Here is a 20,279-nt window from a genome sequence, read left to right as displayed (position 1 = left end):
ATTTATGCCCCCCTATCGAACCATACCAAGTAACGAAGAACCTTATTTTTTTTATTCTCCCTTCTCCCTGCTCCCCCCCTCGCCAATTGATAATTGATAATTGATAATTCATAATTGATAATTCATAATTCATAATTGATAATTCATAATTCATAATTCATAATTGATAATTCATAATTTCCACTCCCCAACCCCCATCACCTCATCCATGACGCTAGATAATTTTCGCATCAGTTTTGCTCCCTTATCTTTGCAGGAAGTATATCAATTAGCCGATGATGGGGCTAATGGTGCTATTGTACTAATGAGTGGCACTGTACGAGAGCAAACCGACGGTAAACCGGTTATTTATCTTGATTATCAGGCCTACGAACCCATGGCGATGGAGGTTTTCCGGCAAATTGCTCGGCAAATTCGACAAACCTGGCCCGATACCAATCGAGTTGTCATTCACCATCGCACCGGTAAGCTACAAATCGGGGAAATTAGCGTCTTAGTAGCTGTGGGTTGTCCCCATCGGGGGGAAGCTTTCGCAGCCTGTCGTTATGCTATCGATACTCTCAAGCATAATGCCCCCATCTGGAAAAAAGAATACTGGTCTGATGGTTCTAGTCAATGGGTTAGTATTGGGGCCTGTGAAACGGAGTCTTAGGTCTAATAACGTAAAATCAAGGCGATTTTTTGGTAATCTTTCAAGGAATCCTCCTCGACTAAAGCTACACGTCCTCCCTTGGCCAATACCACTTCGATAATTTCATCCACTGCATCATCGATTACCTCCGTACCACCGACGTTTTCCACCAGTATCAAATCACCATTTTCGCTTAAAACTGCGGGTACATGGTAATTTTTCTCCACTAATAACAATTTTCCTCGACCTTCCTGCGCTAAACGCCACACTTCTCCCAGGGTAGAGATAACTTTTTGAGCGCTGACTGCCGCATCCAAAGCTTGCAGGGCTTCAGTTTTTTGAGTCTGACGCACTGAATGCATAATCGGCAATACTTGCGGAATTAATTCTGACAGTGAGGTTTTATCAAAATTGCCGGTTAAAGTGCCAACAATTGCTGATGTGTACTGTGAAACTTCTTGAAAGAAGGAAATTTGACGAACCACTCCACCCACAATCAAAGGGGAAGAATCATCAATGTCAATGTATTCACCCAGAGCATTATCTACCTGCTGGAAAAATCGCCGGATTCTATCATCTAGATAACTGGTATCGGCATCAAAGGGCAGTGGTGCGGTGGCCCCCGGTCCAGTCATTTCTAGGGGAAAATTCTGATCGCGAATTTCTTCGAGAGTTTCTCCTGTAGCTGAGATTAAACGAGTAGAACCCTGACTTAATAGTAACAGCCAATAGAGTTGTTCTCGATGTAATCCATAAACTAAATCCCGTGTGGCAAAGGTTTTATCGATGACAACTCTTGCCTGGACAGAAAAAGGCAAGTTATAAAGCTTGGCAATATCCGGACCAATATAGAGAGCTAATCCATCTAGAGTATAAGGATAATCTATTTCAGCCACGAGACTATCGAGGCGCTCGAACAAAGGTTCGATTTCACGTTTAGAGAATTCTTCCGATAATCGGCGCTTTGCCTCATCGACCAAATTTTTAACGAGAATAGGGTCTTGTTTGTTATCCGGTGAGGTGCGATGGGTAGGTAAGAGAATGGAAAGGGCGGGTATTTGAGTTAGGGATTGTAGTTTCTTAAGTTCTTGACGAGTAATCATTGATTTTAGCTTGATTGATAGGGTTAAGGAGCTAAAAATACTGGCTTTATCCAGATTTTCTCGATTTCTTCAGTATTCCAGCTAACATTTTAAGGACAAAATGTAGTTATATCTAGAAAATTAAGAATTTATACTGAATTGCTTTGGCAGAGATTGAGGGAATTTTTAACCAGAAAACTAGGAATATTATTGATTTATCGATCGTCCACCATCAGGACAGAAAATGTTAAGGATGGGTTATTTACCCATCCTCGGAATAATTAGGCAGCTATGACGGTTTTTTCCGCCATTAATGCCTCTTGGCGTTGGAATTCGGCTAATTGTGCCGTAATTTCATCCCGGACAATCTGACGGTATTCCAGGAAATGCTCGTTGTGGGCGCAGACAGTGATATAGTGTTCGGCATTGGCGGGATTATGGCGCAAAATACCGAATAAATTCTGCCAGAATTTCCAGCGAGTGGAACGTTTAAAGCCCTGTCGCCAGATAATTACCGCTAGGGCATAGAGATCAGCCCGGCGAGGCAGTTTAAAGGCAGGTTTAGCTTTAGGTGCCCCTAATTTCAGGAAACAGCGATAGGTGCGATCAAGAAATACCTCTGGATCGTACAATTTCCAGAAGGCTTCAATATATTCTGTGGCAATATCTTCGATCGGCCGGGTGGGAACGAAATTCATCAGGGTACTTTGGTTAATGTCCTGTTTCCCCGTTAATCGTAGTCGTCCTTCTTTTTCCAAGCGAGTCCATAGAGCAGTATTCGGTAAAGCTTGTAACATTCCAAATAGAGCCGTAGGAATGGCCGCTTCTTCGACAAAATTAATGATGCGATCGGCCGCTCCTTTTTTCTCGCCATCAAAACCGATGATAAATCCGGCCATAGGGCGCAATCCAGCTTTAATAATCTTTTCTACCGTCTCGGTTAAGGAACTACGGGTATTTTGGAATTTTTTGGTTAATTGTAAACTTTCTTCGTCGGGGGTTTCAATGCCTAAAAAGACGGCATCAAAATAACAATCGACCATCATTTCCATTAATTCGGGATCGGCGGCTAAATCCACCGATGCTTCCGTGTTAAACCGGAAAGGATACTGGTGTTCTTCTTGCCAAACTTTTAATTCTTTGAGGAGTAATTTAACGTTGCGCTTGTTGCCAATAAAATTATCATCCACCATGAACACGCCCCGGCGCCAACCTAACTCGTAGAGATAATCTAATTCTTTTAATAATTGTGCGGGGGTTTTGGTGCGGGGTTTACGACCGTAGAGAACGATAATATCGCAAAATTCGCACTGGAAGGGACATCCGCGCGAGAATTGTACCGACATGGAATCATAAGCTTCAAAATCGAGCAGATCGTAGCGTGGGATCGGGGTAATTGTCACATCGGGTTTTTCTGTGGTGCGGAAAACACCTTTAGTTTCTCCTTTTGCCAATGCTTCCACAAACATCGGGATGGTGATTTCTCCCTCATCGAGGATCAGAAAATCGGCCTCGGCCACTTCGTGGGGGATAGAAGTGGGATAGGGACCACCCACGGCCACCAGTTTACCCCGTTGTTTGGCTTCGTGAATTTGCTCGATTAAATCTTGACGTTGCACGATCATGCCGGAAAGAATGACTATTTCGGCCCAGTCCCATTCTGCTTCTGTCACCGCCCGAATATTGCGATCAACCAGTTTAAATTCCCATTGCTGCGGTAAAATCGCCGCCACCGTCACCATACCCAGGGGAGGAAGTAAGACTTTGCGATCAACTAATTCCAGAATTTTGTTATAGGACCAGAAAGTCGGCGGAAAAACGGGATAAATCAGTAAGGCACGCATATTCACTCCTCGCTCGATGGCGATCGATTCTTGACCTTTCGCTTGATTGTAATCTTTTTCGGTCAGGTATGGGAAAACCGTTATTTAGCCCTAGAACTAGGATCAGGCTTGATTTTCGGCTGCCATTGCCCACCCTTGACCCTACCCCCATAAAAGTTTATGGTCAACATTAATAAAATTTATGTAAACAAATGTTGCATAGTCTGGAAAGTTATGTTACATTTAATATCAAGCACTTGAATCAAATGCAATTTTATTATAGGAAGGCAATTCACCATGGATAAGCAAGAAAACAAACTCGGCTTCACCGCTTTCGCTGAAAACTGGAATGGTCGTTTAGCCATGCTCGGTTTCGTTATTGGCGTAGCTACGGAATACTTGACCCACAAAGGCATCCTTGCTCAATTAGGCTTAATGTAATTTCAGCCGCGATTGGTGTGCATCTACAATCGTCTTGAATAAATTATTAAAAAAAGGGGAGGAGCCTAGCTCTTTCCCTTTTTAAGTGGGAGGTTGGGGAGATTTTTCAGTGATCAGTAAACAATAATCACTGATCGTGAAGCTAAGTAGTGAGTAGTATCAATAGGACAGAGGGAATCTTTAAGAAATTACCCAAAATCCCAGAAATGTTGAATCCGTACATAAAACTTTACATACAAGCTGACGAGAACAGGTGTTCGCCGAGAGAGCCTAATTTTCCCTCTTGTGATAAAATTAAGTTAACATGGCGAAGTTTATTAAGTAAAGTATCCCCATATATTTGAGGAATTTACCTAAGCCGCAAAATCAAATATACGATTAATATTGTATATTGTATAAATTTAAATGGTGACAGCCATAACCCGACATTTTACACTAAATCTGGTTATCAAAAACTGATTATTTATTCACCCTGTTGTCTTTTGCCTCTTGCATGAGTGCCTGTCCTTATAAGTAGCCTATACTCAACGGATTTAGTATGACTTTCTCCAAGAGAACCAGTTTCAGCATCTACGCCCATCACTAATTTCATCTGATGATAGCCTGACGACCGACTCCTTACCCCACAGTTAATTTTACTTTTGTCCAACTACTTAAACTATTAGTATAGACCTTGTTTCCACACAGAAACCAGAAGAGCCAAGAGTTTAGCATCATGATAATAATCATTATCAGTTGGATGCGGCTAGAATATCATATTTTAGTCGCTTTTTTGCATTATTAAGCTATTATTCAACACTTCTGGTTTATAACCCACTTTCCGCACTTCTTAACATTAAATTGATAATTTTTACTAATATAAGGTAAAGAATTGTAATTTTTTCTCAGAAAAAATCAATTATTGAAAATGTTCTCAATAGTAGTTTCTACAATGAAGGTTTTTCGTCAAAACATCTTGGGGAATGTAAAAATATATAAAAGTATATGAAGGTCGGCGGAATGTCGGCTACAATTAGATCGGCTCGCTTGTGAGTTTGTTCTCTGCTTGGCACGACTGCCAAGCATGACGACGAGAGTAAACCGGGTGGCTACGATAAACCTAAAATTTTCCCAAAATAGGAGGAACCTCTCATGGTTGAGGCCATCTTACCGGGTACTTACATAACAGTACGAGATGAAGGACTGATTAGTGCTGGTCAGGTTGTTTCAGGAAATATCGGAATTGTTGGAACCGCAGCCAAAGGACCAGTGGATGAGGTACAAATTCTTGGTAGTTTTTCTGAAGCCAAGGAAATTTTCGGGGAAATTGATCCCGCTGGTCAACTAACCCTAATTCAAGCACTGGAGCAGATTTACAACAATGGCGGCAAGACTGTCTATGCAGTTCGTACAGGTGCTACAGCCACCAAAGCTACCTACCAAATCAAAGATAGCTCCGACACAGATCTGGTGACACTGGAGGCAAAAACTCCAGGAACTTGGGGCAATGACATCAAGATCAAAATCAGCGATGCCGACTCGCCTGCTAACAGCAAGAAAGTGGAGCTAACCTATCAGACCACTAAGGAAACCTATACCATTTCTAATGCCAGCGAATTGGAAAAGCAAGTCAATAACCAGACCAAAGGTTCTACTTTAGTAACTGCCACTCTAACAGAAGGATCGGTCTCCGATAATTTGCCGAAAAACACCGGTAATATTAATGAGGAATCTACCTCAAGCTCCGAGTCAACAGACGAATCGTTCCCCAATAGTTTGTGGCAAAGCACCGGCATTTATGAGAATTTTGCCGCAGGCTCCGATGGATCTGCTAGTGCTGGTGACTATAAAAATAGTCTGGCACAATTGGAGAATGAACTGGTAAACTTGGTTTTGCTGGCTGGACAGGATGCCAGTGACTCCAAGATGGCGACAGCACTGCTGGGTCACTTGAACGCAACCGCAGGAATCAAGCGAGAACGGATCGGCCTTATTGGTAGCGGAACTTCTGATGATGTTGAAGAGATCGCCAAACACAGCTTGAATAGCGAGCGCCTGATTTTTGTCGCTCCAGGACTGCAAATCTCACCCCAGGTCAAACTCTCAGGCGCTTACACAGCAGCAGCAGTCGCCGGCCTACTGGCATCTCTGCCGGTGCAGGCTAGTCCCACCAACAAACCGTTGACGATTCCTGGTCTCTCCAAAGAGTTTTCCATGTCTCAGTTGGAAAAGCTCGTCGGGAACCGAGTGCTGGCGATCGAAAAACGGGAAGGTTTTCGGGTGGTTAAAGGCATTACCACCGCCACCAACTCGGCTTGGCATCAGATTACTACTCGGCGGATTGTTGACTATGCAATTTACGGGGTGCGTTCCGCCTGCAATCCCTACATAGGCAAGTTGAACAATGAGCGGGTGCGGGGGGCAATGAAAGCTACCATTGATGCCTTCTTGACGCGCATGGTACAGGATGAAGCCCTGATTAGCTATGAGTTAACAGTCACTGCTAACCGAGCCCAGGAAATTGCCGGAGAGGCGATCGTTACCGTGACCCTGCGACCGACCTTCAGCATTGACTTCATCAAAGTAACCATGTATCTCGGTTAACCGACCTATCGATTCCCAGAGGAGAAAAACTATGCCCAATACCAACGTTTTTCGGGGGTCTGATGCCACCTTGGTATTAGCTGTCGATGATAAAGCCACCGAAGAAGGAAAACTGGCGGATGGACTGATTAATGAGTATGACTTTTCTAATATCGTAGGGCGACTGCGAAATGTGCAGGTGAACGTCCACAACGAGGTCAGACCCTATCACGAAATTGGCAAGCGCTTTCCTAGCGAACTTCGCCCCGGTAATGTCAATGTTTCAGGCGTTGCCGAACGCGCTCACATTAACGGCGCACTCTTGCGGTTGCTGTTGGGCGATGCCGCCAACAGTCCCCCACCAGGCGATCCACTCGCCCAACCAACTTTCAACATCGTTATCAGCCTAAAAAATCCAGCGCTTCCCGACAATAGCAGCAAACTTGTCCTGTTTGGAGTCAAGTTTGAAAACTGGAATTTTAGCCTGCCGGAAGATGATTTTGTCATGGAAGCAGTTACCTTCCGCGCTTTACGGATTGGTAGTGAAGAAACCGCAGGCTAGGAACCAAGATTATGGCTGAAATTTCCCTGACTCCAGAAGAACTGTTAGCTGGTGCTGCTATTACCTTTGATGTGGTGATCCCCTTGAGTGTCTTGCGTCCTGGCCAGACAGAAGCCCCCTTGCAATCACCGCCCCTCGTCCAGATGCGCCCCCTGACCATTGGCACGTTTCAATTGATTATGAAAGCCGCCAAACAGGATGCCGGACTGATTCCCTTGTTGATGATCAAAGAGTCCCTGGTTCAACCTAGCCTCTCTTTAGAGCAAATCAAGCGAATGCACTTAGGTTTAGTCAATTTCTTGGTCATACAGATTCGAGAAATCAGCGGACTGACCGAAAAAAAAAGTCCATTGACGAGTTAAGAGCATCTGCCCTAGTTCAGGCAGGGTATCGCTTAGCTCGTGCCTTTGGCTGGACTCCTCAGCAGGTGAGGGAACTGACAATGGCACAGGTGTCCATCTATCTACAAATGCTCACAGCAGAAACTGTCAGTAACTATGAACGATAAAGGATTCAACCCACTGACTGCTTCTAGGGACGCTACGAGTAACGTTCCTAGAGGAGTTCCCTCCTCATCACAGGATGAATGGGTAGCACTAGGCAAAACTCTGAGCCAGGATTTTCAGGACTGGCTAAGGAATCAGAGCGTCGGTTGGCTGGCAGATCAAGACTTAAGACAGGAAATTATCGGGCAAATCAGCCTACTGGAAGCAGAAATTCAGCCATTGCTGCAAATTAATCGGGAATTGGTCGAGTTAGAACAGTTGCTCACCACTGGCTTCAGCACCACAAATTTTGAAGAAGGCGGTGAGCAATCGGCATCTGCAAGCGAAAACCAGCCATCTTCTGGAGCAACAGCACTGTCTTCTGAGGAACTCGCCTCCCATCAAGACGGGATTAATCCCATCTCCGAACCTAAGCTGAAAAAAGAGGCGGAAAGTAGTCCACCTTCTTTCCACCCTCAGCCGGAATCTCAACTACAGGTCGGGGGACTCAAAAACTTAGCTCAACGTCTGGAATTTGAGCAACAGCAACAAAAAAGTTCAGCCAAAACTCAAGCAGAAATCGCCTCTCCCACTCAACTGTTACCAGAAATCCCCAATTCCCCAAGCAGCCAACAGCTAGGAGAGACAACAAACATCGCTTTACCCTTGAGCAGGGAAGGGATAATTAACGAATATCAATCTACTCCCAGTCGAGAATTATCTCCCCCAATTGACAGGGAAGAAGAAAACCCACCACCAAGGAATTATTCCCCTACGTCTAAGGTGAATCCTACTTATGCTTCCTCCTCAATCCTGTCAGCTAATCCTACAGATTCAGCCAAAACTAAACCATTACCAGAAATCCCCAATTCCCCAACCAGCCAACAGCTAGGAGCAACAACAAACATCGCTTTACCCTTGAGGAGGGAAGGGATAATTAACGAATATCAATCTACTCCCAGTCGAGAATTATCTCCCCCAATTGACAGGGAAGAAGAAAACCCACCACCAAGGAATTATTCCCCTACGTCTAAGGTGAATCCTACTTATGCTTCCTCTTCCCTTCTTTTAGCTAATTCTTTACCTGTGGAAACAGTTTCTCCCCAAGAGAAAGAAAAGAAATCAGATGAACCTATCAATGATTCTCCTACAGGTAATAGTATTAACAAGAGCAAAAGCTCAGATTTGTCAACCACTCAGGAAGATAATTTTAGTGATCGCCAAGGGACATTCTCTAACTTAGATCAAGAAAATAGAAGGGAAAGAAAAAATCCATTAACACGAGTTTCTCAGCAAAACTCTCGGATTTTTTCCCTGAAAAATACAGCAAAATTTTCTCATAAATACGCTAGGAGTAAATCACCTTCACCTAATTTTGACACAACTGAACAGCCACAGGTCTTAAAAAAGATCGAGGAAAAAAGTCAGGCTATCTCCGAATCAATCCCACAGCAAAGCCATCTGTGCGAAGCTGAAATAGACCTGATCATCGAGGCGATCGCCCAAGAAATCCAACAACAGTATCGACAGTTTTACGGGAGTTAATTATGACAGTTGAACTAGCGGGAATACAACTCAAACGAGTTCATCAAATCAGCACAATTGAGCAAGCAGCCTTAGTTTATCACCGGATTCCGGGACGAGAAGGAAACTTAGTGCAAAATCTCGGGCGCGACTCAGTACAATTGCAAATAGAAGGAATTTTCTACGGTGCAACTGCTAAAGGTGATTTGGAAAAACTGCGGGAAGTTTATAAAAAACGCCAACCAGTGGACTTTCTGGCAGAAATTACCGGACAAGCTTACTTTGGACAAGTCATTCTCGATCAGTTTCAGGTAGATCAGTCGGCACAATATCCCGATCAATTTAGCTATAGTTTAATCGTTTCTGAATACGCCGTTCCCCTTAAATCAGCAGCGATCGCCACAGACCTTTCCGGTGTCAATGCCGACATTATAACCGAGGCGCAAAGTTTTATGGACATCGCTACTCTGCCGGATCTCCTGGGGTCTGTCCCAGAAATCAACAATCCGATTGAGCCATTGAGCAATGCACTTGCTGATGTGGAAAAAGCGACAACAACCCTCAGTACAGCAACCGAAGGCTTAAAAAAACTCTTCGGCATTTAGTAAAAAATTAAGTTAATGCAGTTAATAGATGCTACCATACCCCGTTTTCCCATTGAGTAAACATGAGTGAAAATTATTTAATTGATCTTGATGCCTGTTGTTTAAATCGTCCTTTTGACGATCAGAATCAACTTCGTATTAAGTTAGAAGCAGAGGCGATCTTAGAAATCATTTATTATTGTCAATTAGGACGATGGCAATTAGTTAATAGTACAGTTTTGGAGTCGGAAATTGGTCAGATATCTAGTCAAACTAAAAAGGAGCAAGTCGAACGATACTTAGCATTGGCTAAATGTCGTATTTTAGTAACTCCTGAAATTATCAAAAAAGTCAAACAATTAACAAATTTTAAAGATGACAGTTTATTTAAAAAAGTGTTATCTTGTCAGGACAAAGTAAATGCTAGAGTTGCCAATCCGATCTCATGGTTAATAGATGTTACCACTAATTTAATAGGAGATGAAAATGACACCAATTGAATTACTGCCAAAAATTAAAACATTGTTCTGTCGTAAGTACCTAAGCAAAATTAATTACACATTTCGATAAAGCTTTTGCCTCTTGTCTCTTGCCTATCTTCACTAGGAAATTTATTCTGCACGACTACTTATAAATCTATCAGTTATTATGAGCACAATCCTCGAACTATTACCCAAGCCATCAGCACTCGACCAAGACTTGAACTCAGTGTTGGGCAATTTTCAAATACCTACAAGCTTCTCTTCTACTGAATTGCAGCAGGTGCTGGCGGAGGGAGGTAACTTGCCAATTCCCGACAGCTTGGCCCTAGTGTCGGAACCTCTAAGTAATTTGCAGCAAATTGCCGCGAAACTCCCCAGTAAACCAGGAGAAATTACGGCAACCTTGCAGCAAGAATTGAATAATCTGCTCAAGAATGGGGGTGCTTTAGGGGATTTACTGAAGCCGATCGCCCGTTTTCTGGAAGTGATTGCCCCGTTGCTGGAAAAATTCGATTTTTTCAGTAATTTTGTGATTCGGATTAATGACAAGGTTAACGGGTTTTCTGAACAGGTAAAAAATCGGAGCCTAGCGGACACAGCATCGCAATTTCAAGACTTATTGGAGATATTTGACCTTTTTCCTGAATTTAACCATGTTTCTCCCTTCAAAGAGCTAAAGGCACAGGTGAAAACACTGCCGCAACTCTTGTCAGGTACTGACATAGTTTCCCAGATTAATGCGTTAGGCGTTGACTTACCAAAAAACCTCAATAATTTGATGCAATGGCGACTGAATGAAGTTTCCCCGATTGATCCTCTAGCAGCCTTAAATTATTCCCTCTGGTTAGAACTTTACAATCAAGCTTTGGAAAGAGTAAAAGAGATTGATCTCAATGATTTAAGTCAGATCAAAACCTACCTGACGGTGCTAGAAACTCAGGTTAGTAAGGTAGGAGCGATCGGGACGGACATCACCAACCAAACCCAATCCGCACTGGGGAAGCTAGAAAGCTTTGATGGTAGTAAATTCTTTGAGAACTGGAGCGAGTGTCTAAAAACTGACCTTATTAGCATCAGCCCCAAAACTCCTGGCGCACTCTCAGAAACACTCGGACAGATGCAGAAGCTGGTCGATGGGTTGGAAATCGGGGCGGTACAATCGGAGATCGCCCGCATTGGCCAGCAGCTTAACCAAATCCCAGGCAAAGTGAATTTTTCCAGCGTCCCTAAGAAAATGGAAGGGATTGCCAACAAGATCGCCAGCACAGTGGATACGGTAGATCAGGGATTGGTGAAGGTTGCTACTTTTCTCTCTAACTTGGTCAAGGAATTGGGGGATTTAATTGGGAGGGTAAATTTACCAGAACTAGGCGAGAAAGTCGAGAATGAGTTTAAGAAATTAAGCGACCATGTGAATGGTTTGTTATCCAAAGTCAAAGTGATTCCTAACACAATAGAAGGCCTAGTAAAAAAATTAGGAACCCAGGTCGAGGGAATCAACCTAGAGGCTCTTAAAAAGAAGATCGCCGAGTTTTTTGAAGAAATTACCTCGGTTCTCAATGACCCCCAAATTCAATACATTCGCACCTCAGCACAACAGGGAATCGAAGCGATCGCCGAGAACCTGTCCAGCCTTAGTCTTAAACCCGTATTTGAGCGGGTGCTGAGTGAGATGGCTGATGTCAAAACTAAACTGGCTACTGTCAATGTTTCTCAACTCAACGATTTATTAAAAAAGGCTTTAAAGCTGGCACTGGACGAGCTTCGCAAGATTGACTTTGCCCAGGATGTCGCCGACAAGCTGAAGGAGGAATTTCACAAAATCCTTGCGAATTGCACTCGTTTAATTAAACCTTTACAAGAGGGATATCAAGAGATTGTCGCCCAGATCAAGCAGTTTGCCCCAGGAACCTTGATTGCGGGAAAACTCGCCCCTTCCTTTGAAAAATTAGTAGCGGAACTGGAGGAATTTGAACCGTCGAAACTGCTGAACTCTCTAAAAGATCTTTATGATTTACTATTAAATAAACTGAACGTTCTCAGTCCTAAAGCCTTGCTCTCTCCTCTGAGTACCTGCTACAGTAAGTTGATGGACTCTTTACGTTCCCTATCCCCCCAGGATTTAATTACACCCCTAAACAATTTACTGAGCCAATTTACTAGCCTACTAGACCGACTGAAAATTGAGGAGTTCATTTTCCAAGCTAACAGCAATTTCAGCAAAATCAAGACCCTGATCGGTAATGTATCGCCTGGACAACCATTACAAAAAAACGATTTTTGGCAGAAATTAAAACAGTTACAAAGTCAGGGGAAAAATCTATTAGAGAATGGGGAAAAGCAGATAGATCAATGTCTGGAAGACCTGATTAAGCTAGTACCGGAGGAGACTCTGAACACATTAACACCGCTGCTCAAGCAACTGCAACAAATGAGGGCCATCATCGACAACCAGATGACTCATCCCGCTGTCCAGCGCTTACAGGAAATTGCCGCGTCCCTCAAGGAACAGTCCTTTGCCAAAGGAGTTACTGAATTAACCAAACTCTGGTTAGCCGAGAAGCAGCGATTTAACGGGATCACGCCGCCACCAGAGTTGGTAGAAGATTATAACCAATTGAAAGAGCAGTTACAGTTGCTCAGTCCGATTCAGGTACTAGGAGAGGCGACAACTAAAGTAGAACGCTTCACCACCAGACTGAGTGCAGTCCAAACCGAACTAACTCTGGGGCAGCAAAATTTAAGCAACCTGCTGACCCCTTACCAGGACAAATTGTTCGCTATTTTGCCCCAACAAGCGACGACGGCGGTTGATTTTTTGCGGTATAGTTTGGCATGGCAAATTGGCCGTCCGGGGAAAAAATTATTGGGAACTCTCAAACAAAAATTGGCTCAGCTTGACCAACTGTTTATCGCCATTGAGGCGATCGCCCTCAAATTCACAGTTCCCCTCGAAGCCTTGACAGCTATTCCTGGTAGTATTGGTGAGTCTTTGCTGGAGATCAAAAAGAAAATTACCGCCCTGAATTTTGACTTTCTCCAAGATGAACTACAAACGGTGATTGACGCAGTTATCAACCAACTCGACAGCCTTAACCCTGATACTTTACTCGACGCTCTGGAAAAAGTCTATCAAAATCTGATCAATACCATCAAGGGACTTTATCCAACGGCAGCGGTTGAGAAACTGGATGATATCTATAAAAATATTGTCTTGGAGAAACTGAAAGCGCTGCATCCCCAGGAAACAATCGCCAAACCCTTAGATAATGAATACCAAAAAATTCGGGAACTTCAGGAACAACTGAACCTGGACAAGATTTTTGACGCACTGATAGGCAAGCTGGACACAATAGAGCAAGAACTAGATGACGGACTGAAGCAGACAGCCACCGCCTTTAATCAACTGTTACAAGCATTGCCCTTATAGGACATAGGACAGATGTTGCAAGTCAATCACAAAATCACTATTGGCAGTGGGTCATTTCTCTCGAATGCACCCAGCGGCTCTGTTCAAGAGCGAACTCGCTTAATTAACCTGCGAGCATCGGCCTCTCTGAATACTCCCACTAATGCCTGTCGCCTAGTTCTCAGTTCCCCTGATGACCTCTCCTTTGCCCCACAAGACCCTGTTACTGTCGAACTGGGCTATCAAGACAATCTCGCAAAAATCTTCACCGGAACCGTTGATACTGTCGAATGGGACATTGATCAGGTGACGATCCGCGCCACTAGCTCGTTCCAAAAACTCCTAGCCGCCAGTTTCAACCTGCTGTACGAAAAATCTAAGGCTGGGGATATCGTCTCCGATATTCTCACCCGTCTGGGGCTGTCCTCTGGTAAGGTGGAGAATGGCATAGAATTTCCGGTTTACATGATTGGGGACAACGACTCAGTTTACCAACACCTCCGCACCCTGGCGCGACAGTGCGGCTTCGACTTCTACGCCGATCCTGAAGATCAGGTGCTATTCGCTCCATATAGTCCAGCGAAAACCCACAAATTTGAGTATGGGGTTAATATTCTGTCCCTGACAGCGGAACAACCCACTACCCCGATCACAGGGGTCGAAGTTTACGGAGAAAGCCCCACCAGTTTCGGACAGGGAGCCGATGCCTATGCTTGGTTGACCAAACAGGAGGTACAGGGCAAAACAGGAGACTCCTCCGGTGTGGTGAAGCGGTTGGCTGATCCCACTGCTCGCACCTTAGAAATTGCCAGCCAAATTGCCCAAGCAATTCTAGCAGCAGAAGTTCCCAAGCGACGGGGTAGCCTGAAAGCAATAGGTACACCGGAGGTGAAATTGGGTTCCGCCATTGAGATTGCCAAAATGCCGATCGCTTCTCAAAATGGCAGCTTCAAAGTAATTGAGATCCAGCATAGTTTGAGCCGCCAGCAGGGATTTTGTAGCCAGATTTATTGGGAGGAAAGGTAATGGATTCTATTGTCAGTGTCATGAAAAAAGTGGCGGAAAAAGAAGTCCAGAAAATTTATACTACTGAACTGGGAATTGTTACTTCTGTGTTTCCCCACGCCTCGGAAAGCGACAAGGATAATTATGAGTGTTCTATCCAATTAAAGAACAAAAAACAGCCTGATGGCAGTGATTTTGAACTGCGTAAAGTTCCCCTACTGACACAGCACCTGGGGTTAGTGAATATTCCCAAGGTAGGTGACTTAGTTCTTGTCACCTTTATTGGGGGTAATCTCAACGCACCAGTTATTATTGGTCGACTTTACAACGATGAAGATCGACCTCCGATTAACCAAGAACAGGAATTTCTCCTTCAGCACAATTTGGAAGAGGGTGGCAGCTTAAAAATTGATGCCGAGGGAGTGATAACCCTTACCAGTAAAAATGAGCAAAACGTTATTACTGTCAAAGACGAAGAAATTGCCACCGCCACCGATAAAGCTAGTGTTACCGTCAAAGACGGGGATATCACCCTCAAAAATGAACAGTGTCAGGTTGTTCTCTCCGGCAGCAATATTACTATCGACAACGGAAGCTGCAAGATCACAATCGCAGGAGGCGGCATTACCCTTGATGCTGGTAGTAGTAACGTCACGGTGAAAAGTACGGGATCGATCAAAATTGGCGATGAGGGAAAAAACACTATAAGTATCGGGGGAATGGCTTCAGCCAATGCCGTTGCTGATAACGATGACATCATCCTATCAACGCACACCCATGTGGGCAATTTAGGCGCTCCCTGTCCAATCATGGTGCCGACGGAGAAGATTAACTCGATTCAAGCAAAGTCTAGAAAAACACAGGTAGGGTAAGTCAATGGTTAGAATTAAGGGCGCGAATAGTGATTATGAATATTCTGTCGCTAACGAGACAGTTCAAGCAGTCGATCCACAACCTGAAAAACTTTACCTGAAACTGTTTATTTGTCCTTACGATCAGCCCAGCAGTGTTGATCCTCACAAAGCAGAAGAACCCTGTTGTAATGGCATTGATCGCACCTGTCCTAATCAGGGAAAAAAGCAGGGACACGCTCTCATTCAATTGCATCAGGAAGACGGTATTCAGTTAGTTACAGATAACAATAATCAAATTGTCATCAATCAGAAGGGAAACATTCAACTACTCCCGTCTCCAGGAGGTCAGGCAGAGGTAAACGGTGCTTTAATGGTCAAGCAGCAGAACCAAGTCCTTTTAGAGATTTCCAATCAAACAATTTCCCTGCAATTGGGGGGTGCAAAAATTAGTCTTACTCCAGCAGGGAAGATTGAAATCTCCACACCCAAGCAGCAAGGAGAAGTCACGATTAACGGGAACTTAACCATCAATGGCAACTTAACAGTAACGGGAAAGATTGTTGGCGACTTTGACCTGAGTAAAGCCAATGTTAGCTTATCTGAAGCAAGCCTGAAAGCGATTAGCGAAGAAGTGAAAAAAAGGCTTCAACAATCATAATCATAAATTTGCAGGGGAGGAGCATTATGACAAATAAACTAAATCAAAAAGATCTATTTCTCAGCCAACGCTATGCAGATCGCTTGACCTCTGATCGAGAACTTGTAGATCTGCGGGTAATCCTGGGAGATTTAGCGGCGATTGAGGGACAAACCAATCTCAGACAAGCAATTCTGAATCGGTTATTAACTCGCAAAGGAGAACTGACAAAACTAGGGCATCCTGACTACGGTTCTCGGCTGCACACCTTAATTGGGGAGGGAAACAATACCAGAACCCGCAGCTTGGCCGACCTCTACATCCGCGAATGTTTGCAACAGGAGTCGCGCCTTGAGGAGATTACCCAACTCAGCTTCGCCCCACTTAGTCCAGAGGGTGATCGCAGTGTCCTGCAAGTCACGATCGCCGTCAAACCCGTCGGACAAGCAGACAACCTGACCCTCAATCTTTCCCTAAATTTGGGAGGCTAGTCATAATGACCTTTGAACCGAAGAAATTTAACCAAGTCTTTGAGGATATGCGCCAGCGCACCGCCGTCCTGACCGATTTTGAAGTCGGCAGTGTAGCGCGTACTGTTTATGAATCCTTTGCCTACGAAATTGCCCTCCTCTACGAAAAGATGAGGCTGGTTTATCTGTCTGCCTATGTGGATACGGCAGAGGGACAGCAGTTAGACATGGTGGTGGCGATTCTCGGGATCAAGCGAGGAGAACCCGAATTTGCCGAAGGCACTATCACTTTTGAACGAGATATAGGTCAGCAGGACATTGAGGTTCCCTGGGGTACTTTGGTGGCCACACCGGAAACACCAACCACTCCCAAGAAGGTTTATCAAACTATTGAAAACAAACTCTTTCCCAAGGAACAAACCAGCTTAGAGGTGAAAATCCAAGCAGTCAACCGGGGGGAAGCGCAGGTTACACCAGCAGAGACTTTAACCGTCCTTCCCCGTCCCATACCGGGGATCAAAGCCGTCAGCAACTCCAATCCGACTCGTTTCACGGGCAAGCGCCGGGAAACCGATGAAGAACTGCGGGAACGGGCAAAGAACACCCTGATTTCCTCTGGTAAAGCCACCATCCTCTCCCTGGAAAATGCCCTGCTGAGTTTGCCCGGTGTCAAGGATGTCAAGGTGAGGGAAAACTTCCGGTTTGCCCGAGGACAGGTAACTCTGACGCGGGGGACGGATTCAGGGAAGATCACCATCGCCAAAGGCACACAACTCACCACGACCTCTAAGGCATTGGCATTTAAGACTACCAACCAGGTGGTTTTGGCCGCCACAGCTAATGCGGTAGAGGTGCCTGTGCAATCAATGATTGAGGGAGAAGCCGGAGAAGTGGCGGCTAATGCTACCTGGACCCCCACTAACACTCTCAGCGTTAGCAATCCGAGTCCGATTCAGTTGGGGCAGTTTGGTCTGATTGAAATCTATGTCGATGGAGTTGACTTTCAAGATAAGGAAGCTGTCGCTGTCTTAGAAAATGAGATCGACCGGGTGAAGGCAGCGGGAATCTTTGTCCGGCTCAAATCGGCCATCGCCGTGACGGTGGATGGAGTATTTAAGATTGAAATCAACCCAGACTTAAAATTATCCCAGGAAGAGCGGCTGAAACTGGAGCAAGCTGTCCAGAACGAGATTGAGGACTATATTAAAAACCGAAAAATGGGGCAGCCGCTGCTATTTTCTCAGATTATCAAGAATGCCCTCTTTCTCGATGGCATCAGCAATCTCGATGAGTTTGTCATTACTACTTTCAAGCAGCGACAGGACGGGACGACCCAGGAGGATTGCTATGATGCCACCGCCAAGCGCATTGAAACAGACGAGTTTGAACGGTTCATCCCCGGTCATCTGTGTGTGGCATCCCAAATCAAACCCCTGCCAGTGACGATTGAGTTGCAGGTAGCAAATCTCGATCAACAGAAGGAGGAAGAATTGGTCAACGCCCTATCTGAATATTTTAAGAACCAAGCCATTGGCAGCACTATTGTCAAAAGTGAGATTATCACCGCGATCAACCGCGTTTCTGGCATCATAGGAAATACCCTGAAACTCATCCCCAAACCCTGGTGTCAAAAGACTGAAGCGCAACCGGAACAGGTGACTGCCAGTTTTGTCGAACAGCCGGTTTTGGGAGAGGTCTTTGCTTATAGCAAGAAACTAAATTTGCAAGGAAAGATTACGATTACTTTACCTGCGGTCTTATCGGAGAGGGAAAAACAGAAAGTGAGCAGCCAAGTCAAAGATAAGCTAGTAAATTATGTCGCTACCCTCAAACCAGGGACGGATGTGGTGTTTGCGGATTTGAGAGCGATCGCCGCCGCTGTCAAGCCGGTGATTATGGTTGAACTCAAACCCATCCAAGTCACCCTGGAAGGGACTTCCCAGCCGACTCGAATATTGGCTAAGCAAGTCAAGGTGGAAACTTTTGAAAAAGTTGAACTAGAGATCACGGTAGAGGCGATCAACAGCGCCACCCTTTCTCGGAGAATCGGAGGTCGAAGCGATGGGTAGGACCCAAGGCATTCTCAGCCGCTTTCCTCATTTTTACTTAGCGGAAGATGGCAACAGTATCTTCTCTGAATTTATCAAGGTGTTTGGCGAAACCCTCGATGAAGTGGAGGCAGATCTGCTAGAGGTGATGTACGCTCATTATGTCAATAAGGCAGATAATGAAGGTTCTCAGGGTTTTAACACCAACCAGAAGGGCGATTTGGACAAAATCTTCTCCCTCTACCTGGAAAACCTGGGAGGAACCTCCCAACTCAAGCAGGTGGATCGCCCTAGCGGTGCGGCGGGTATTGAAAGCGATAAAATCTACCGCCAGCGCATTCGCGGACTGATTGAAGTCCTCAAAAGTGGCGCTTCTACCAAACAGGGTATAATCAACATTGTGGCGGCTAACCTGGGAATTGTTGGGGAAGATGAGAAGGCGATCGCTGCTCGCAATCAGATTCGCATTCTTGAATTTTTGCCAAAATTTCAGACTCTCCACTGGAATAACTGGCATCCCTTACAGGAATTCGATGTGGAAAACCCGAATGTGGTGGAAATCTATCCAGAGGTTCGCCTTTTGATTAAATCAAAGTTGCCATTGCCCTTGCCCTTGACTAATCCCCGGATTATCAATCTGACTACCGGCGAGTATGCTCAATACGAGGGCATGGTAAAGAATGGTGATCTTCTGTCGTTTTTCGCCAACCAAACTGCCTCTCTCAATGGCATTCCCATTGAGGTAACAGGAGGTACTCCTATCTTATGGCCGGGAGCATCTCGTTGGCGTTTTGAGGCTATGGTTGGAGAAGCAGAAGCGGCATTTGACGAGACGCTGTTTGACTTTTCTCGGTTTGAAGAAGAAGAACTGAGTGCACTAGATCCCACACAAGCGAAAAATTTTGACATCGATATCGCCATGACAGTCTCTAAAATTACCCCCGGTTCCTTCATGGTGCGGATTCCCTGGGATATTCCAGGATTTAGCGAGAATCTCGATCAGTTTAGCGATCGTCCCAGGGAACAGATTAAGTACATCGTCGATAAGGTGAAGGCGGCTGGGGTTTTCGCTGTTATCGCTTACGAAAAAAACTTTGGTGAAACTCATGAACTGGGATAGTTTGAAAGCTTCGGCTCAAAGACAACTGTTATAGGAAAAGCATCTTGCTGAATACTTTTGCGTAAAAAACAGGAGGAAAATTTGTGGGACTCTCTGAAGCTCTGAATATGAAAGGGAAGTTAACTGTGCAGCAACGCAATAAGACTAATCAGATTGTGGCAGAATTTTCTGCCGATAATAATATTGTTTTAAGCGGTCGGGATCTAGTCGCCAAGTTATTTATTAATGAGCAGATCGCTCCTATTTCTCATGTTGCTGTTGGTACTGGTACGACTCAGGTTGATCCAAAAACTGATACCAACCTGAATACTGAATTATTCCGCAAAGCCATCACGAAAATCGATCCAACTCAAGATCTCACGATAACCAGTGATGGTAAAATACAGGTGAAGATTACGGTAGAATTAGATTTTAATGAAGCTAATGGTTCCTTGACTGAGGCTGGCTTATTTAATGCTAATGCTGGTGGGGTGATGTACAACCGCGTGGTGTTTTCCGCCATCAACAAAACTAACGATTTTAAATTAACACTGATTTGGGAAATTCTATTTTAAGGAGGA

18 protein-coding genes are annotated in these 20,279 nt (G+C 44.7%); 16 read left to right on the top strand and 2 right to left on the bottom strand.

The annotated features are described in order from the left end of the window. The first annotated feature begins 208 nt into the window (after window positions 1-208). Window positions 209-652 carry a molybdenum cofactor biosynthesis protein MoaE gene (locus tag IM475_RS02845; RefSeq protein ID WP_287658471.1) on the top strand — a complete coding sequence of 148 codons (444 nt, stop codon included), beginning with the start codon at window positions 209-211 and terminating at the stop codon, window positions 650-652. A gap of 2 nt (window positions 653-654) precedes the next feature. On the opposite strand, the gene IM475_RS02840 is transcribed toward IM475_RS02845, so the two are convergent. Both IM475_RS02840 and IM475_RS02835 read right to left on the bottom strand, forming a co-directional pair. Then, window positions 655-1,734 (bottom strand): AOC03_06830 family ribosome hibernation factor, encoded by a 1,080-nt coding sequence (locus tag IM475_RS02840; RefSeq protein ID WP_287726617.1) that lies wholly within the window; start codon window positions 1,732-1,734, stop codon window positions 655-657. A gap of 260 nt (window positions 1,735-1,994) precedes the next feature. Further along, window positions 1,995-3,557 (bottom strand): B12-binding domain-containing radical SAM protein, encoded by a 1,563-nt coding sequence (locus tag IM475_RS02835; protein WP_287726616.1) that lies wholly within the window; start codon window positions 3,555-3,557, stop codon window positions 1,995-1,997. A gap of 258 nt (window positions 3,558-3,815) precedes the next feature. Here IM475_RS02835 and IM475_RS02830 point away from each other — a divergent pair, with 258 nt between their 5' ends. The 15 genes from IM475_RS02830 (at window position 3,816) to IM475_RS02760 (ending at window position 20,273) form a co-directional block, all read left to right on the top strand. After that, window positions 3,816-3,977 carry a CAB/ELIP/HLIP family chlorophyll-binding protein gene (locus IM475_RS02830; protein ID WP_487353236.1) on the top strand — a complete coding sequence of 54 codons (162 nt, stop codon included), beginning with the start codon at window positions 3,816-3,818 and terminating at the stop codon, window positions 3,975-3,977. 1,131 nt (window positions 3,978-5,108) lie between these two features. After that, window positions 5,109-6,560, top strand: a complete 1,452-nt coding sequence (locus tag IM475_RS02825; protein WP_287726615.1) for a phage tail sheath C-terminal domain-containing protein — start codon at window positions 5,109-5,111, stop codon at window positions 6,558-6,560. A 31-nt stretch (window positions 6,561-6,591) separates the two neighbouring features. Next, complete coding sequence (locus tag IM475_RS02820) at window positions 6,592-7,101, top strand: hypothetical protein (protein WP_287726614.1); 510 nt, start codon at window positions 6,592-6,594, stop codon at window positions 7,099-7,101. Between the two features lie 11 nt (window positions 7,102-7,112). Then, on the top strand, window positions 7,113-7,463 hold the full coding sequence (locus tag IM475_RS02815) for a hypothetical protein (RefSeq protein ID WP_287726613.1): 351 nt from the start codon (window positions 7,113-7,115) through the stop codon (window positions 7,461-7,463). Window positions 7,464-7,598: 135 nt separating this feature from the next. Then, window positions 7,599-9,131 carry a hypothetical protein gene (locus tag IM475_RS02810; protein WP_287726612.1) on the top strand — a complete coding sequence of 511 codons (1,533 nt, stop codon included), beginning with the start codon at window positions 7,599-7,601 and terminating at the stop codon, window positions 9,129-9,131. Between the two features lie 2 nt (window positions 9,132-9,133). Further along, entirely contained in the window at window positions 9,134-9,715 is a 582-nt protein-coding gene (locus IM475_RS02805) for a DNA circularization N-terminal domain-containing protein (RefSeq protein WP_287726611.1), read from the top strand. 62 nt (window positions 9,716-9,777) lie between these two features. After that, window positions 9,778-10,194, top strand: coding sequence for a PIN domain-containing protein (locus tag IM475_RS02800; RefSeq protein ID WP_287726610.1), 417 nt, complete (start codon window positions 9,778-9,780; stop codon window positions 10,192-10,194). A 148-nt stretch (window positions 10,195-10,342) separates the two neighbouring features. After that, complete coding sequence (locus IM475_RS02795) at window positions 10,343-13,606, top strand: hypothetical protein (protein ID WP_287726609.1); 3,264 nt, start codon at window positions 10,343-10,345, stop codon at window positions 13,604-13,606. A gap of 12 nt (window positions 13,607-13,618) precedes the next feature. After that, complete coding sequence (locus IM475_RS02790) at window positions 13,619-14,611, top strand: phage protein D (protein WP_016515959.1); 993 nt, start codon at window positions 13,619-13,621, stop codon at window positions 14,609-14,611. Beyond that, window positions 14,611-15,462 (top strand): phage baseplate assembly protein V, encoded by an 852-nt coding sequence (locus IM475_RS02785; RefSeq protein WP_287726608.1) that lies wholly within the window; start codon window positions 14,611-14,613, stop codon window positions 15,460-15,462. Before IM475_RS02790 ends, IM475_RS02785 begins: the two co-directional genes overlap by 1 nt. Before the next feature lie 4 nt (window positions 15,463-15,466). Beyond that, a complete protein-coding gene (locus tag IM475_RS02780; RefSeq protein ID WP_287726607.1) occupies window positions 15,467-16,102 on the top strand; it encodes a hypothetical protein in 636 nt (211 codons plus the stop codon). Window positions 16,103-16,128: 26 nt separating this feature from the next. Next, a complete protein-coding gene (locus IM475_RS02775) occupies window positions 16,129-16,572 on the top strand; it encodes a contractile injection system sheath initiator (protein WP_016515962.1) in 444 nt (147 codons plus the stop codon). A 5-nt stretch (window positions 16,573-16,577) separates the two neighbouring features. After that, a complete protein-coding gene (locus IM475_RS02770; protein WP_287726606.1) occupies window positions 16,578-18,620 on the top strand; it encodes a baseplate J/gp47 family protein in 2,043 nt (680 codons plus the stop codon). Next, window positions 18,613-19,719 carry a hypothetical protein gene (locus IM475_RS02765; RefSeq protein ID WP_287726605.1) on the top strand — a complete coding sequence of 369 codons (1,107 nt, stop codon included), beginning with the start codon at window positions 18,613-18,615 and terminating at the stop codon, window positions 19,717-19,719. The genes IM475_RS02770 and IM475_RS02765 overlap by 8 nt, the downstream gene beginning before the upstream one ends. Window positions 19,720-19,802: 83 nt before the next feature. Beyond that, the gene (locus IM475_RS02760) at window positions 19,803-20,273 is read left to right on the top strand and encodes a hypothetical protein (RefSeq protein WP_287726604.1); all 471 of its coding nucleotides are present in this window, start codon (window positions 19,803-19,805) and stop codon (window positions 20,271-20,273) included. Window positions 20,274-20,279 lie beyond the last annotated feature (6 nt).

The sequence above is a fragment of the Microcystis sp. M061S2 genome, assembly GCF_020245605.1.
In the GTDB taxonomy this organism is placed as follows: domain Bacteria; phylum Cyanobacteriota; class Cyanobacteriia; order Cyanobacteriales; family Microcystaceae; genus Microcystis.
The sequence above is the reverse complement of the archived record's forward strand: the minus strand, read 5'-3'. Positions and strand labels throughout refer to the sequence as shown.

What these genes read in the sequence shown, in the direction of transcription:
- IM475_RS02835 (WP_287726616.1), bottom strand. Translation starts at nt 3,557, where the DNA reads ATGCGTGCCTTACTGATTTATCCCGTTTTTCCGCCGACTTTCTGGTCC.
- IM475_RS02845 (WP_287658471.1), top strand. Translation starts at nt 209, where the DNA reads ATGACGCTAGATAATTTTCGCATCAGTTTTGCTCCCTTATCTTTGCAG.
- IM475_RS02765 (WP_287726605.1), top strand. Translation starts at nt 18,613, where the DNA reads ATGGGTAGGACCCAAGGCATTCTCAGCCGCTTTCCTCATTTTTACTTA.
- IM475_RS02800 (WP_287726610.1), top strand. Translation starts at nt 9,778, where the DNA reads ATGAGTGAAAATTATTTAATTGATCTTGATGCCTGTTGTTTAAATCGT.
- IM475_RS02780 (WP_287726607.1), top strand. Translation starts at nt 15,467, where the DNA reads ATGGTTAGAATTAAGGGCGCGAATAGTGATTATGAATATTCTGTCGCT.
- IM475_RS02805 (WP_287726611.1), top strand. Translation starts at nt 9,134, where the DNA reads ATGACAGTTGAACTAGCGGGAATACAACTCAAACGAGTTCATCAAATC.
- IM475_RS02775 (WP_016515962.1), top strand. Translation starts at nt 16,129, where the DNA reads ATGACAAATAAACTAAATCAAAAAGATCTATTTCTCAGCCAACGCTAT.
- IM475_RS02815 (WP_287726613.1), top strand. Translation starts at nt 7,113, where the DNA reads ATGGCTGAAATTTCCCTGACTCCAGAAGAACTGTTAGCTGGTGCTGCT.
- IM475_RS02810 (WP_287726612.1), top strand. Translation starts at nt 7,599, where the DNA reads ATGAACGATAAAGGATTCAACCCACTGACTGCTTCTAGGGACGCTACG.
- IM475_RS02785 (WP_287726608.1), top strand. Translation starts at nt 14,611, where the DNA reads ATGGATTCTATTGTCAGTGTCATGAAAAAAGTGGCGGAAAAAGAAGTC.
- IM475_RS02840 (WP_287726617.1), bottom strand. Translation starts at nt 1,734, where the DNA reads ATGATTACTCGTCAAGAACTTAAGAAACTACAATCCCTAACTCAAATA.
- IM475_RS02770 (WP_287726606.1), top strand. Translation starts at nt 16,578, where the DNA reads ATGACCTTTGAACCGAAGAAATTTAACCAAGTCTTTGAGGATATGCGC.
- IM475_RS02825 (WP_287726615.1), top strand. Translation starts at nt 5,109, where the DNA reads ATGGTTGAGGCCATCTTACCGGGTACTTACATAACAGTACGAGATGAA.
- IM475_RS02790 (WP_016515959.1), top strand. Translation starts at nt 13,619, where the DNA reads ATGTTGCAAGTCAATCACAAAATCACTATTGGCAGTGGGTCATTTCTC.
- IM475_RS02795 (WP_287726609.1), top strand. Translation starts at nt 10,343, where the DNA reads ATGAGCACAATCCTCGAACTATTACCCAAGCCATCAGCACTCGACCAA.
- IM475_RS02820 (WP_287726614.1), top strand. Translation starts at nt 6,592, where the DNA reads ATGCCCAATACCAACGTTTTTCGGGGGTCTGATGCCACCTTGGTATTA.